Origin of the sequence: Candidatus Vicinibacter proximus (assembly GCA_016713905.1) — a bacterium.
Taxonomy (GTDB): domain Bacteria; phylum Bacteroidota; class Bacteroidia; order Chitinophagales; family Saprospiraceae; genus Vicinibacter; species Vicinibacter proximus.
Genome location: JADJOE010000003.1, coordinates 2,055,797 through 2,071,652, shown reverse-complemented (window position 1 = coordinate 2,071,652; position 15,856 = coordinate 2,055,797). Strand labels below are relative to the sequence as shown.

Genomic DNA, 15,856 nt, shown 5'->3' with positions numbered 1-15,856 from the left:
TAAAGATATACATGCAGAGTAGATCTCAGAAACTTTGGTCAAGTCTCGGTAACCTGGTTCAATTAAAAAAATCAGAATCTTCCGACAGTAAAGTAGCGTATAGAAAATTTATTTTTCTATGTATCTCCTTATTTTTAATCGTAATTACTTTGGCCAATCCTCAATTTGGTCAAAAGAGAGAAAAGATGAAATCACAAAACGCAGAAATATTTATAGCTCTGGATGTTTCACAAAGTATGGAAGCTTCAGACATCAAGCCTTCCCGCATTGCGCGAGCAAAATTGCTGATTAAACAAATTACCGAAAAGTTTTCAGCAGATAAAATTGGGTTGATCAGTTTTGCCGGAGATGCCTACCTCCAATCTCCACTCACCACCGATATTGCAACGATACAACTCTTATCGGATATGTTGACCCCATCCGCAATGCCTGCACAGGGAACTTCCATCTCCAGCGCCTTAAAAATGGCCATAAAGTCTTTCCCAAAAAAGGATGGCTTTCATAAAATGTTAATCCTGATCAGTGATGGTGAAGATCATGAAGGAGAGTCATTAGAGATTGCAAAGCAAGCAGCAAAGGAAGGAATTACTATAATAAGTATTCCGATAGGCACAGAAGAAGGGTCCTACGTGCCAAATCCTCCTGGTTCAGTCGAAGCATATAAGCGCGATAAAAGTGGTGAATTGATCAAGACCATACCCAACAGAGCATTGTTGCAGGAAATTTCTGAAGCAGGGGGTGGAATGCTTCTTGAAATTGAACAAGGTGAAAATCTGTATACAGAGCTTCGAAAGAAAATGGGTAATATGATGAAGAAAGATTTGAGTTATCAGTCCTTTAATGATTACGAATCCTATTATCAATTTCCTTTGTTTCTCGCTTTAGTATTATTGATTTTGGATGGATTTTTGAATTATAAAAAAGATTTTGCAAAATGAGAAGCATGATTTTTCTTATATGGTTGTACAGTGGATGGATACTTGCTCAAAATCCGGATATGTTATCTCGCAAGGCGGATAAATTATACAGAGATTCTAATTTTCTGGAAGCGGAAGAACAATACCGGAAAGTAAATGGAATCAGACCTTATTTTGATCAGCAATTCAATATAGGCAACAGTCTTTACCAACAAGGAAGATTGGATGAAGCCAAATCTGCTTATGAGAAGAGTCTTGGTCAGGAGGGTAGTAATGAGGTAAAAAAATCACATGCTTTGTACAATCTTGGGAACACCTACTTTGCCAAAAAGGAATTTGATAAAAGTGTGGAAGCCTACAAACAATCTTTAAAATTAAATCCTCAGGACAAAGAGACTAAAATTAATTTGGCTCAGGCCCTGCAGCAGCAAAGAATTCAACAGCAACAACAACAGAAGCAACAGCAACAACAACAGCAGCAACAACAGCAACAACAGCAGCAACAACAACAGCAACAACAACAAGATAAAAAAAGTCCTGAAGAAAAATCTGCCACAGAGGAAAATCAATCACCGAGTAATGGTGACTTAAAGAAAGATGAAGCAGAACAACTGCTTAAAATGGTGGACGATAAGGATAAAAAAGTGAAGGAAAAGTTACAGCGGATGAACCGCAAGAAGGAAAGAAGAGAAAAGGATTGGTAGGTTCTTCATTTTTCAATTGTTGCGTTGAAGCGTTTGAATAATTTTTGTGAAAATTTGAGTCACTTTTCGAAATTATTTTTCATGGCATGAATTTTAAGAAAAGGGTTAACTTTAAGACCCTTATTGAAGCCATGTGAAAAGATTAATCTTACTTTTTTCTATTTATACTTCGTTGGTTTGTGGGCTTATAGCCCAGTGTAACTTTAAAGTCGATGCGGGAAAGGATATGCTCGTCTGTCGTCCGGGGGACATGGTTACTTTAAATGGGAAGATCACAGGCAACCCAAAGGAGTTTTTTTGGGAGCCTACCATCAACCTAAGTGGGCCGAAATCACTAACCCCTAAGGTTACCGTATTCGGACCCATGACGTACTATTTGGTTGCCAAAGGTCTTGACCCCACGAATCTCATCATCAACGGGACATTTAGTTCAGGAAGAACAGGATATACGACAGATTATGCTGTTGGTTCTACGCCATGTTATGGTTTTGGGTATTTGGATTGTGAGGGAACTTATGATGTAATAACCAATCCTCAGTTGGGACACTCTGCATGGGGTAGTTGTGGGGATCATACCTCCGGAGGTGGCCTGATGATGGTGTTGAATGGTGCCGCCAGTTTGCAAAATGTTTGGTGTCAACAAGTACCGGTGATACCGGATATGGATTATGAATTTTCTTTTTGGTGTACTTCTGTTTCTCCTGCATCTCCTGCCATTCTCCAGGTAAGTGTGAATGGAAGTACCGTAGGCCCTATTTTTAATTCAAGTGGTGCCGTGTGTGCCTGGGAGAAATTTTTTGCCACGTTTAACAGCGGAGGAAATACGAGTATCGAAATTTGCATCGTCAATCAAAATACCGCCACAGGTGGAAATGATTTTGCCATTGACGACATTGTTTTGAATAAAATTTGTGAAATCAGAGACACAGTAGAAGTAGATGTGCAGGAAATTATTGCGGAAATTGAAGAACCTGAAATCATTACTTGCGACAAGTATATTATTCAGTTAAATGGAAACGGATCTTCCAAAGGTCCAGGTTGGACTTATCAGTGGACCGCTTCTCCCGGAAAAATTCTCAGCGGTGAAAAAACCTTGCAACCTACGATAGATGGTCCCGGAACTTACAATCTGACTGTATGCAGTCCTTTGCCAAATTGTTGCAAAACCGTTACAGTAGAGGTCATGGGAAATAAAACTCCTCCTGTGATAAATCTCTCTACCAAAGACACCATTGGTTGCGGAAAGAATTTTGCGCTGATCAAAACAACTACCAGCGATCAGGATGTTACCTATGACTGGAATGGCCCTAATGGTTACAATGCGGATGTAAAAGATCCGTTGGTTTTTGAAGCAGGTACTTATTACGTTACTGTAACAGATGCCTATAATTGCAAACGTGTAGATTCAATCAAGATAATAGGGCGAGCGGATAATCCAAAAATTGTGTTGAATGCCAATTCCATCGATTGCAAAACGGACAGCAGTTTTCTGAGTGTAAATTCTTCTATTCCTAATTCAAGTTTCGAGTGGAGCGGTCCAAAAGGTAAAACAAAAATGGGTCCCAACTGGACTACCGCAGATAGTGGCCTTTACTATGTGAAAACCACAACACCTTCAGGATGTATTCGTTTTGATTCTGTCTATGTGGCAGTGGATAAAAATAAACCACAAATTGATTTTCTTCTGGACACCATAAATTGTCTGCATGATTCGGCAACCTTGACGGTCAATCGCAGCAGCAAGTATAGAGATCTTTTTATTTCCGGGTCAGGAGGATTCTTACAACAGGATTCCTTTACCTACAAATTTTTTAAAGCCGGAAAATACAAGTTCACACTGCAGTCCAATAATTTCTGTCAGGATTCCGTGGAGGTGGACATCATACAGGATACGGAAAAGCCCTTGCTTTCTTCCAAAGATGATACCATCAATTGCTTGCGACGTGTTTCCACATTAACTGGTCAAACAAATGATCCGGGGGCAGTGTTGAATTGGAAAGACCCATTTGGTAATCGCTACCAGCAAAAGGATTTGACAGTAGATTATGGCGGTGATTTTATTTTTTCTGCGGTTTCCAAAAACGGATGTGCCGACAGTATTCTTGTAAAAGTATCCTTGGATACGATTGCACCAAAATTGAATGTTTCCACAGATACCTTGAATTGTTTGCATCCGGATTTTAAAGTAAAGCATAATGGAGACAGCACGCAGTGGATATTTGATTGGTCAGGTCCGGGTGGCTATTCTTCAAAAGAAACTTTTCCGGGAATATCCAAGTCTGGTAACTATACTTTGAAAGTCTATTCACTTAATTTTTGTGAAAGTAAAATTGATTTTACCGTACAGGAAGATTTTATCCGGCCTAAATTGACAGGGAAAGATGATGTGTTGAATTGTTTGCTGGACTCCATCTCTCTTGTTGCCAATGCAGTGGATCATAATGGCACATTGGAATGGAAATGGAACAATAATTATTTTTCCGGAACGCTAAATCCTTTTGTAAAAAATCCGGGAGATTACGTTTTGATTGCCAGTAATAAAAATGGATGTAAAGATTCCTTGATGATAAAAATTATTGTGGACAGAGACAAGCCCGATCTTTCTGTTAAGGGCGATACCCTCAATTGTGCCATAAAAAATATCAGCTTATCGGCAATTTCAACTAAGGATTCATTAAGCTACTTATGGTCCGGCCCAGGTACTTTTAATTCTAATCAGCCAAACATTAATGTATCTTTCGGCGGAGTCTATAAAATTAAAGTCACCAATCCAAGGGGATGTTCTTCGGAATTGGATTATACAGTGATACAGGATACCGTTGTGCCAAGATTTATTTTAAATGGCGACAGTTTGAATTGTAAAAAAACCATTGCAGATCTTTCTTTTGCAACAGGGTCCATGAATTCGCTCGTTATTTGGACTGGTCCGGGAAATTTTAATTCCACGCTTAACGCAATCAAAGTTAATAGAGGAGGTTTCTACATATTAAGTTTGCAATCACCAAACCTTTGTGTTTATACCGATTCCATTTTGGTGGTACAGGATACTGCGAAACCTAATTTAATTGTATCCGGAGATACGATCAATTGCATCCAAAGAAATATAATTCTTCAAGCGCAAACTTCTTCTGCCTCTTCTGTGATCGAATGGACTACACCTGCCGGTCAGAAACAAAACACCAGAAATTTAACCACTTCAGCAGGTGGTAGATTCAGTGTCCGGGTGACTGCCGATAACTTTTGCACCCAGGATGCAATATTGGATGTTTTGGTAGATACTTTGAAGCCGGTGATTCAAACGGTTGACGATACCATTTCCTGTCGTAATGTGCAGGGAGATCTTTTGGTTAGACTACAAAATCTACAAGACAAAATTAAATGGACAGGACCGGGAGGATTTACAAGTAATTTACCGTTTGAGAAAACAAATATTCCGGGATTGTATCAGCTCAGTGTCACATCAGCAAATGGTTGTACAACCCAGGGATTGTTAAATATTTTTGCCGACACAACACGCCCTCAGATTACTGCGCATGCGGACAGCATCAATTGTAAAAATCTTGAATCCACTTTAAATGTTTTCGGAGATTTATCCGGCAATAGGATCAGCTGGACAGATGCTCAGGGAAAAAATATTTCCAATCAGGCCGTGCACAAAGTTTCCACCGCAGGAATTTATCAGGTGAGTGTTGAAAATCCTGTGAATGGCTGCAAGACTATTAAACCGGTTCGGGTAATTGAAGACGCCAATTTGATAAAAGATGTCAATCTGAAGACCATCTCCCCGATCTGTGGAGATTTATTTGGTTCGATCAGTATTTTAAGTTTGGTAGGTGGGCACGGTAATTACAAGTACTCCCTGGATCAAGGTCTGACATTTAGCAACAAACCGGATTTCAGTAAATTGAGTCCAGGCTTTTATGATTTACTTGTAGTAGATGATGCGGGATGTGAATTTATCAAAAATTTTGAAATCATCCAGACGCCATTTATCACAACTGATTTACCACCGGAGCTGCAGTTGGATTTAGGATCTGAAGAACGGTTGTTGTTGACCATTAACATCGATCCTTCCAAAATTAAATCAGTAGAGTGGTCACCGGTTGTCGGATTGAGTTGCAGCGATTGTCTGAATCCTGTTGCAAAACCATTGGTCAATACAGACTACACGGTCAAAGTTATCGATGAGAATGGATGTGCATCCATTTCACTCATTAAAGTAAAAGTTAAAACACCGGATGTCTATGTTCCGAATGTGTTTGCACCGAATGGAGACAATATCCACGATCGTGTTTTTGTGTACGGACCCGACAATGAAGTAATAAAAATTAATGTATTTCAAATCTTTGACCGATGGGGAGAAAAAGTATTCGAAATAAAAAATACTTTTCCTAATCTTCCGGATCATGGATGGGATGGAAATTTTAAAGGTCAGAAATGCAACCCGGGAGTTTATGTATACTGGGTGGAAGTTGAGGCATTGAATGGTAAAAAATGGACCCTTAAGGGTGATATAACATTACTAAGATAAAAAACGAAGAGTTGATGAAGTGTAATTGGATACTAATTCTGTGTGCAGTATTTTTTTCTTTCCAGGCTGGAGCACAATTAAAATTTAGGAGTGAGCAGTTTGTAAAACCTGTATCGGAAACCGCTATGCCAAATGGTTGTAATATTGTGGTCAATGCAGGCCCTGACATCACTATTTGTGAAGGGGTCGGAAAACAGCTCAACGCAAATATAAGCGGCGGATTTAGTACCTATACCTGGGAACCGCCTGATGGATTGAGCAACCCGAATGTTCTTAATCCGGTTGCCAATCCGATGTCCACCACGACCTACACCTTGACTGCAAGAGGCATGTCAGGCAACAAATTTCTCAACGGCGGATTTGAAAATGGCAGCATCGCACCCTCTACTTCTTCCTATACACCTTACACCAACCTCAACAATTTTGTGATGTCCACGGGTGGTTATATGGTGATGTCGGTGCCGCAGATTGCCACTGCATTTGGTTGCAACCCAAACATCGGAGCATTTACCATGGCCATTACGCCTACCGGACCTGCAGTAAATATACTTTGTCAAACTGTTACCGTAAATCCCAATACAGTTTATAAAATTTACTTCAAGGTTTTTGGAATCCTTTATTTGCTTGGTTCTCCACCCTCAATTGGTGTGAAGATCAATGGAAATTTAATTGGGCAGGTGGATGCATTAAGCGGATTGTGTCTGGAGAATGACGGAACTTTTACCTGGAATTCCGGGGCTTCTACCTCCGCAAATATTTGTTTCGCAAATTATGGAGGTACAGGAATGTTCAGTTTGTGTGGATTGGATGATATTTCATTTATCGAATGTTGCGAAGAAAAAGATGAAGTCACGGTCACCGTTTATGAACTCATGGCGGACATTGCACAACCGGATGACATTGATTGCAATAACAGACCACTTACACTGGATGGCTCAGGTTCCTCTTCAGGAGCAGGAATCACCTACGAATGGACGACCACCAATGGAAAAATTGTAAGCGGTGATAAAACCAATAAAGCAGTCATTGATGCACCTGGAACTTATAAATTGAAAGTGCTCGGCCCTTTTGGTTGCACCAAAGAAGTGAGCGTTACCGTAGGAGGAAGTGTGAAGCCACCTGATCTGACACTCAAAGCAACAGACATTGATTGTAAAAATCCAAAAGGATCCATTGATGCGAAATCACGAGTTCCCGGAGTTACTTTTGATTGGTCCGGCCCCAACGGGTACACCTACACCAAATCAACGGATTTCAATATTACAGAACCGGGCGATTATGATATTACCATCACAGATGATTACGGTTGTAAAGCCACCGGAAAAGTAACTGTCAAAGACCTAAGGACAGATGTTGATTTATCCATTGATGGTGACACCATCCGTTGCGGACAAGACTCTGTTTTGATCACCGGATATTCCGTCAGTGCAAAACCAAGTTTTGAATGGACCTATCCCGGTGGAAATAAAATATCGAAGCAAAGCATTTTTGTAAAAGACACAGGATGGCATTATCTGCGTGTCGTAGATTCAACCGGATGCGAAAAAACAGATTCCTTTTTTGTGGTGAATTTTAAATCCAGCGTTCCGGTAGATTTTATAACCGATACCATTAATTGCAGAAATTCAATGGTGGATGTCAAACTAAAAAATACAGACACCACAGGTACCTTGCAATGGAGTGGACCGAATGGTTTTGTTTCTTCACAAAAGCAAATATCAGTCAGCGATTCCGGCTGGTATGTTGTGCGTTTGTTGACAAAAGAAGGATGTCCCGGTTTTGATTCAGTTTATGTGGCCATGGACAAGACCATTCCGGATCTTGGAATTTCCAACAGCGATACTTTAAATTGTTTAAAAACATCTGTGCAAATATCTGCTACCAGTAATACCGCCGGTGCCAGATTTGACTGGTTAGGACCTACGGGAATATTAGGAAATAACAGCAGTTATGCTGTCACTGATTCCGGAGATTACATACTCATCGTTCAGGCGCCAAATGGTTGTCTGAATTCTGCCATGGTCAAAATTTATAAAGATCTGGATACTCCACAATTAGTGCTCATAAATGACACATTGGATTGCATCAAATTGAATCATCAACTAGAGGTGTCTACAGATGATCAACTGAAGTACAGTTGGAGTGGCCCCAATGGTTATACGTCCAATTTAAGAAATCCGGTCGTGAACAATCCGGGTGAATACATAGTGGTCGTAACCGGTAAAAATGGTTGTCCTAAAACCGGAGCAATACTCTTATCAGAAGATAAAAATTTACCCGCTTTAAGTCTGGATGCAGATACCATCAATTGTTTCAACAATGGAATTGTACCAAGCGTAAATGCAGATCCTCAGGTAACATCCTTTGCATGGACCGGTCCAAATAATTTTTCTTCATCTCAATCTGCTCCACTGATTAATCGGGGAGGGATTTATATTTTAAAAATTATTGGAAAAAATGGTTGTGAGAACTCAGATACTGTGCAAGTTCTGGAAGATTTGGTCAAACCGACCGTTGCCATAGCTGCCGACACCATCACTTGTAAGACCACTGCGAACATCAGCATCAAGTCCATCAGTGCAAATACCAGTTTCATTTGGATAGGGCCTTCAGGATTCACGTCCACTCAGGCAATAACGCCGGTTACAAAAGAAGGTTGGTATTTCATAGAAGTTACAGGCCCCAACGGTTGCAAAACGGTGGAAAATGTTTATGTTTTTCAAAAAGATGTATTGCCGGATGTATTTACAAAAGGGGATACTTTAAATTGCAATAAACTTCAGACCAACCTGCAAGGTGGATCCAGCACCCAAGGGGTCCGTTATGAATGGACCGGCCCAAATAATTTTAGTTCCATGCAACAAAATCCTGTTGTTCAGGATTCCGGAATTTATATCTTGAAAGTGATTGATGCGAATGGATGTGAAGCTACCTCGCAATTGTATCTTGCAAAATTTGGAGACTTACCGGATATCAATTTGAAATTGGTAGACTCTTTAAGTTGTAGAAATAATCAAGGCGTTTTATTGGTCAGCAGCATGCAGAATATCAGTTCAATTAACTGGACCGGCCCAAATGGATTTACCAGTAATGTAGATTCTGCAAAAGTTCGCGAAGCAGGATTGTATACGGTAAAAATTACCAATGCTTTCGGATGTGAGCGAACCGATACCATTCGTGTTTTTGATTTTAGAATTTTACCCGATGCCCAACTGCGAAACGATACCATCACCTGTAACAGGAGAATGATCAATTTGAATCTGATCGCATTAGACAATACCTTGCGATTTAATTGGGCCGGTCCAAATAATTTTTCTAGCACGGATAAAAATCCGGTCGTATCCGGTGGTGGTACGTATCAGGTCACCATTACCAATAATTTAAATTGCGAGCGTGTTTTAAATCTAAGTATTGGTGTTGATACCTTGGCGCCTACTGTAGATTTGCTGGCAGATTCTATTACTTGTCTGAGGTCATCAGCTCCTGTTAGAGCGCAGATCAATCCTCAAGGCTTCAACATCCAATGGACTGGGCCAAATGGCTTCAGAAGCGGTGTACCGCAATTTGCAGTGACCGTACCCGGATTGTACACTTGTGTGGTCACACTCAGCCGGAATAAATGCACCACTACCAAAACAGTTGAAGTGGTAGAAGATACTGCAAGAATAAGATCCGCACTCATTGACAGGACGGATGCAAGTTGCGGATTGGACAATGGAAGAATTGTGGTGACTCAAATAAATGGAGGATCGCCCGCGTACCAATATTCATTTGACAATGGAAAAACATTCCAGGCCAATCCGGATTTCAACGGACTTCCGCAAGGAATGTACCAGATTAAAATCAAGGATCGGAATGGTTGTACGTTTGATCAAACCATCAACATCATCACTACCAGCGGAGTGGAATTGGATCTCATACCGGAAATTCAATTACAGGCCGGTACACAACAGACCTTGAATCTAATCATTAAGAACAGTAGCAATCCCAAATCTATTGTTTGGTCTCCTGCTGATCAACTGAGTTGCAGTGATTGTCCAAATCCTATACTCACAGCCAACAAAGATCAGGAAATCAAAGTAGTCGTAACGGATGAGAATGGTTGTACGGATGAAGCAGTGATTAAAATTAAAGTGACCACAGATGTAAAAGTTTTTGTTCCATCTGTCTTCAGTCCTAATGGTGATTTGACCAATGATGTATTTTATCCGGTGAGTAACACAGGAGATGTTTTGGTGCAGCGCATGTTGATCATGGATCGTTGGGGTGCAGCAGTTTTTGATCACAGCAATTTTAAATCAGATGATCCATCTCAGGGATGGAACGGCACTTTCAAGGATGTAAAAGTGAATCCCGGAGTCTATGTTTATTACCTGGAAGTTAAAAATGGAGATGCCATACTGAAATATTATGGAGACATCACGGTGGTGAGATAAAATGTTGTCTGGTTTGTTAGCTAGCTTAAATCTATTTCCATGAATTAATTTCATACTGAAGAAATTTAATTTGTAATAAATGATAGCAGATTTAGGAATTGAACTCATGCGATATTGCGATCAAAAAAGTTCGCCAATACCCGATTATCTCCAAATGTTGGAACGAAAAACTCATTTATCAACTTTGTCACCACAGATGATGAGCAGCAGTTCGCAGGGTAGGTTGTTGAGTCTGTTGTCAAAGCTAAAAAAACCAAAATGTATCTTAGAGCTTGGGACATTTACCGGCTACAGTGCGCTGTGTTTGGCGGAAGGATTAGACGAGGATGGCCTGTTGCACACCTTCGAGGTTGTGGATACCTATGATCACATCATTGAATTTGTAAAAAAAGAAATTCCATTGGCCTCCAAAATAATTTTTCATAAACAAGATGCCCTTAAAGGAATTAGTAATCTTGATTTGGAATTTGATATAGTTTTCATAGATGCAGCCAAGAAACAATATCCGGAATATCTCGCGCTGGTTTCTCCGCTGATGAAAAAGGGTGCTTTGTTGATTGCGGATAATGTACTTTGGTATGGAAAAGTACTGGATGAAAATAAGGATCAGGAAACTACAGTGCTGGATCACTTTAATTCCTTGGTAAGTGAAAGCGGAGATTGGGATGCATTCATTTTACCTTTGAGAGATGGGCTTACACTGGCAATTAAAAAGTGAACATGTGGGAATGGAAATCGCGTAAGCAAATTAACACTGTTGAATGGAATGAGGTCCTGCAAGAAAGTTTTGAATCTAAAATAGAATGGCATTCAGAATATTTGGACATTAGTTGTGATCACTGGGGGGCATTTTTTAACAAGCAAACCAATCAAAGAATTCCTGTAGCTTATAACCGAAAGTATTTTGGTCTTGCAAAAGTGTACCGGCAGGATTTTTGTCAGCAGTTAAACATCATTGGTAAAAACATTCCTTCGGAATCTGATTGGAGGAGTTGGAAATCTGCTTTAGAGAAAAGGTTTTATTTTGGTGCTGTCCAAACTCCATTTTTTTTTGAGGGTGCTAGAGAGCGAACCAATTTGATTCTTGATATGGACAGTTATGCACAAAATGGAATCAATGGTTTTTCTGCACATCATAAGCGAAGTATAGAAAAGGCAAACAGCAGTGATTTTTATTTTGATTATTCTGTGTCAGTGGATGAATTGAAAACTTGGTTGGATGTACATGCAAAAGAATTTTCTTATCTTCAAAAATTCAATCTTATAAGATTTAAGAAACTTTTGAATTGGTTGATTTCGAATGGAAGTGGATGGTTGCTGGGTGTACGCTCTGCAGATCATAAACTTCTATGCATAGGGGTGTTTACCGATGATGGAAGCAGAATCAGTTATCTGATTTCATTTAATTCAGAAGCAGGCAAAAAGCAAAAAGCCATGTATGCCTTGTTTGATCAACTCATTAAAAAGTATTCTGCCACCCATAAGATACTTGATTTTGAGGGCTCGGACATTCCGGGCGTACGAAGATTTTTTGAAGGTTTTGGTCCTGCAAGAATTCCTTATTATGAACATAGTTGGAGTTTATTCAGCTGATATGGAAGAAATTTTTAAACTAAATGGAATTCATTTTTTTTTAAAATTCACCTTTTGTAAGCGAAATTACTTTGAAACTGGAGGGTATCAAACAACCGTGGTTATTTCGAGCTTCCTAGCTTGAAATTCACGTACATTTTAATTGGTACTACTTTAAATAAACGTAATGTTTGACGCTGGGATGACTGAACGATCTCTGCGTTAAGCAGAGTATCGTGCGACAGCACGATAAGTGATGGAACCCTGCCTGACTGCGTCGGCAGGCAGGCGCGAAAGCGGCTAACGGAATAATCAGATAATGAGAATTAACATAGTGTTTGGAAAGCTCCAGTTTAATATTGCGAAATTGTTGTACGGATACAAATAAAGAAAAATTGACCTTGTGAAATCATCGAAAAAAAAACTCCCGACCTTATTCAGATCGGGAGTTTTTGGATCGTATATAACTTAGTGAATTATACTTTGGCTACTTTGGTTCCAATTTTTTGTGTTTTACTCGCTTTGATTTTTAGACTTTTTGAAAGGTCTACCAAAATTGGAGTGGCCACAAAAATGGAAGAATAGGTTCCTATGATAATTCCTACCATTAATGCAAATGAGAATCCTCTGATGCTGCTTCCACCGAAGAAGAATAAGATTACGATGGTGAGCAAAGTTACGAGGGAAGTATTGATGGTCCTGGACAAGGTGGTATTGATGGCGGCATTGATCAATTCTTTTTCGGATTTGTCAGAATCCATTTTCAGGTATTCTTTAATCCTGTCAAAAACGATTACCGTATCGTTCATCGAATAACCAATGACCGTGAGGATCGCTGCAATGAGCGCCTGATCAATTTCCATCGGGAAAGGTAAAATGCCATGGAACAAAGAGAAGAAAGTCAACACCACTAATGTATCATGCGCCAATGCAATGATGGCACCTGCACTGTATTGCCATTTGTAAAAACGAATAAAAATGTACAGGAATATGATCATCAACGAGAATATGATGGCCTTCAAAGATGAATTCTTAATGTCATCGGCAATAACCGGTCCTACCTGACTGTAGGAGATGATATGAGTTCCTTTTCCATCGTGATTGTTGAATTCTTCCGTGGTTATTTGTGACCCGATGGCTTCATTCACACCTTCCAGCAATTTTGCTTTTACTTTGTTGTTTACATCCGGGGAATTGTCGTTGATTAAGTAGGAAGTGGTGATGTTAAAAGTATTTTTAGTATCCACACTTTTAACAATCGGATTTCCTTCAAAAGATTTAGTCAAAGAGTTTCTTAATTTTTCAACATCAACGTCTTTGTCAAAATGCACATTGATGGAATAACCTCCTTTAAATTCCACACCTAATTCAAAACCTCTGGTGAAGAAGGAAACCAATCCAATGACCGTAAGAATTCCTGAAAAGATGTAGGCATATTTTCTGTTACCTACCCAGTCAAAATTAAAATTCTTAAAAGCATGAGCAGTCATTTTTGAGGCAAAAGACATGGTTCTTCCTTTGCCGGACCACCAGTCGATGATCAAACGCGAAACCAATACCGAGGTAAATACCGAGAATATGATACCAATGATCAAAACCAGGGCAAATCCTTTTACCGGACCTAATCCGTAGTAGAAGAGTACAATGGAAGATAGCAAGGCCGTAACGTGCGAGTCTATGATGGCAGAAAGAGAATGTTTAAAACCTTCTATAATGGATTGCAGATAAGTTCTGCCTGCGTAGAGCTCTTCTTTAATACGTTCGTAAATGATGATGTTGGCATCCACGGCCATACCCATTGTCAAAACCACCCCTGCAATACCCGGTAAGGTTAATACGGTACCAAAGGAGGCCAATGCAGCGAGAATGAAGACGATGTTTAGGAAAAGCGCTATGATGGACACAAAACCTCCTGCGGTGTAGTAAATCAACATGAACAACAATACGAGGAAAAATCCACCTAAGATGGACCAAAGGGACCTTTCAATATTTTCTTTTCCAAGGGATGGTCCAACCAATGCTTCCTGAACTATTCTCGTTTTTGCAGGTAATTTTCCAACCTGGAGAATGTTGGCCAAATCTTTTGCTTCATCAATGGAGAAGTTACCGGAAATCTGAGAACTTCCACCCAGGATAGGTTCATTTACTCTAGGGCAGGAAACCACTTCATCATCGAGGGAGATGGCAATCTCACGATTGTTGTCCTGAGCTGCACGGGTAGTCATGTCACCCCAAATTTTAGCTCCTTTGCTGTCCATAGACAAGCTCACGACAGTACCTCCTGTAACGTTGTCCGGTTGGGCAAATGCTCTTGTAACGCGTTCTCCGTCCAAAGTTGCTCCTTCACTGCCCAATCTCTTCTTGATGGCATACACCTCATACTGATTGGTAGTTTCATTGGTTGTGCTGTTTTTAGATGCTTTTGCGGCAAGCCTGATTTCAAGGTCTGTAGGAAACAAAGATTTTATTTCAGCCCTGTTGATCATGGCAAGAAATTTCTCCTTGTTTTGTTTTTCCACAACCCCCATGACTGCAGGAGCATAACTTAAACCCTGCTGAGAAGCACCATTGGGACTGAATATAGCGAACAATGGTCCGCGATCACCCAATGGGTCTAGATTGTCTGGAATGGTGTCTACACCGGCAAGTGTTGAGTCTAATATATTACCCAAAGAGTCTCTGGTGTAATTGTATCTGTTTTGTAGTTTGAAATTTTTCTTCTCGACACTGGAGGTATCTCCGGAAGCCAATTGTTTTAATTTGGTATCTGCATTTACAAAAGCATCAAAGATCCCCGGGTCGTTCACCCTGAAAACATCCCAAAACTCAAGTTTGGCAGATGCCTGAAGATATCTGCGCGCTCTTTCAGGATTGTCAATTCCCGGCAACTCCACCAAAATCATGTCTCTTGTTTTATCAAGGGAAATGTTTGGCTGGATGGCACCAAACTTGTCGATACGATCCTTGATTCTTTTGAAGGTAAGATCTACCGTTTCGTCTGCCATCTGGCGGATTACCCGGTTCACATCAGCATCGCTTGAGTTGATGTTGATCTGGTCTTTAAGCGTCGCACTTCTGGAGAATATGGAAGCAAGATTTTTGCCACCGGATACTTTTTTATACTCATCTACAAACAAGCTGATAAAATCGGCTTGACTGTTCTTCAACCGCTCATTGGCATTGTCCAGAGCAGTTTTAAAATTCGGGTCCTGATTGTTGCCGGAAAGAGAAACAAGAAAGTCTCTCAAGTCAATTTGAAGGATGGTGCTCAAACCACCTTTGAGGTCGAGACCCAGTGCCAACTGTTGTTTTTTCAGGTCGTTGTAAGAATAATCCTTGAGTAAAGGAATACTGAAAATGGTCCTGTCGGACATGGAATCCAGATATTCTATTCTGGCTTGTTTTTCGGCCTGGTAAGCCAAATTTTCATCAGTGATGCCTGTGCTTTTAGTCTTGGCATAATCATTTGCATCTCTTTCCACCCTCATGGATGGAAGGTAATACATCAGCTGTACTACACAGACGACCAACATGGCAATCAATAACCACTTAACAATACCCTTTTCCTTCATAATATGTAATTTCTATAATAGATTTTAAAAAACTCCGCAAATATACAGCTATTCGGCAGACTACCGCATGAAAAATCAGAAAAAAGAAGATAACATAGATGATAATTAATAATATATAAATAAT

General features: G+C 40.0%; 7 protein-coding genes. 6 read left to right on the top strand and 1 reads right to left on the bottom strand.

The annotated features are described in order from the left end of the window. Window positions 1-11 precede the first annotated feature (11 nt). The 6 genes from IPJ83_16820 to IPJ83_16795 all read left to right on the top strand — a co-directional run bounded on the left by IPJ83_16820 (window position 12) and on the right by IPJ83_16795 (window position 12,181). Window positions 12-938, top strand: coding sequence for a VWA domain-containing protein (locus IPJ83_16820; GenBank protein ID MBK7882198.1), 927 nt, complete (start codon window positions 12-14; stop codon window positions 936-938). Between the two features lie 5 nt (window positions 939-943). Next, window positions 944-1,621 (top strand): tetratricopeptide repeat protein, encoded by a 678-nt coding sequence (locus IPJ83_16815; protein MBK7882197.1) that lies wholly within the window; start codon window positions 944-946, stop codon window positions 1,619-1,621. Window positions 1,622-1,754: 133 nt separating this feature from the next. Next, complete coding sequence (locus tag IPJ83_16810) at window positions 1,755-6,152, top strand: gliding motility-associated C-terminal domain-containing protein (protein MBK7882196.1); 4,398 nt, start codon at window positions 1,755-1,757, stop codon at window positions 6,150-6,152. A gap of 14 nt (window positions 6,153-6,166) precedes the next feature. After that, a complete protein-coding gene (locus tag IPJ83_16805; GenBank protein ID MBK7882195.1) occupies window positions 6,167-10,588 on the top strand; it encodes a gliding motility-associated C-terminal domain-containing protein in 4,422 nt (1,473 codons plus the stop codon). A 79-nt stretch (window positions 10,589-10,667) separates the two neighbouring features. Next, window positions 10,668-11,306 carry a class I SAM-dependent methyltransferase gene (locus IPJ83_16800; GenBank protein MBK7882194.1) on the top strand — a complete coding sequence of 213 codons (639 nt, stop codon included), beginning with the start codon at window positions 10,668-10,670 and terminating at the stop codon, window positions 11,304-11,306. Window positions 11,307-11,308: 2 nt separating this feature from the next. Beyond that, window positions 11,309-12,181 (top strand): hypothetical protein, encoded by an 873-nt coding sequence (locus tag IPJ83_16795; protein ID MBK7882193.1) that lies wholly within the window; start codon window positions 11,309-11,311, stop codon window positions 12,179-12,181. Window positions 12,182-12,636: 455 nt separating this feature from the next. On the opposite strand, the gene secDF is transcribed toward IPJ83_16795, so the two are convergent. Beyond that, entirely contained in the window at window positions 12,637-15,732 is a 3,096-nt protein-coding gene (secDF, locus tag IPJ83_16790) for a protein translocase subunit SecDF (protein MBK7882192.1), read from the bottom strand. Between the last annotated feature and the right edge of the window lie 124 nt (window positions 15,733-15,856).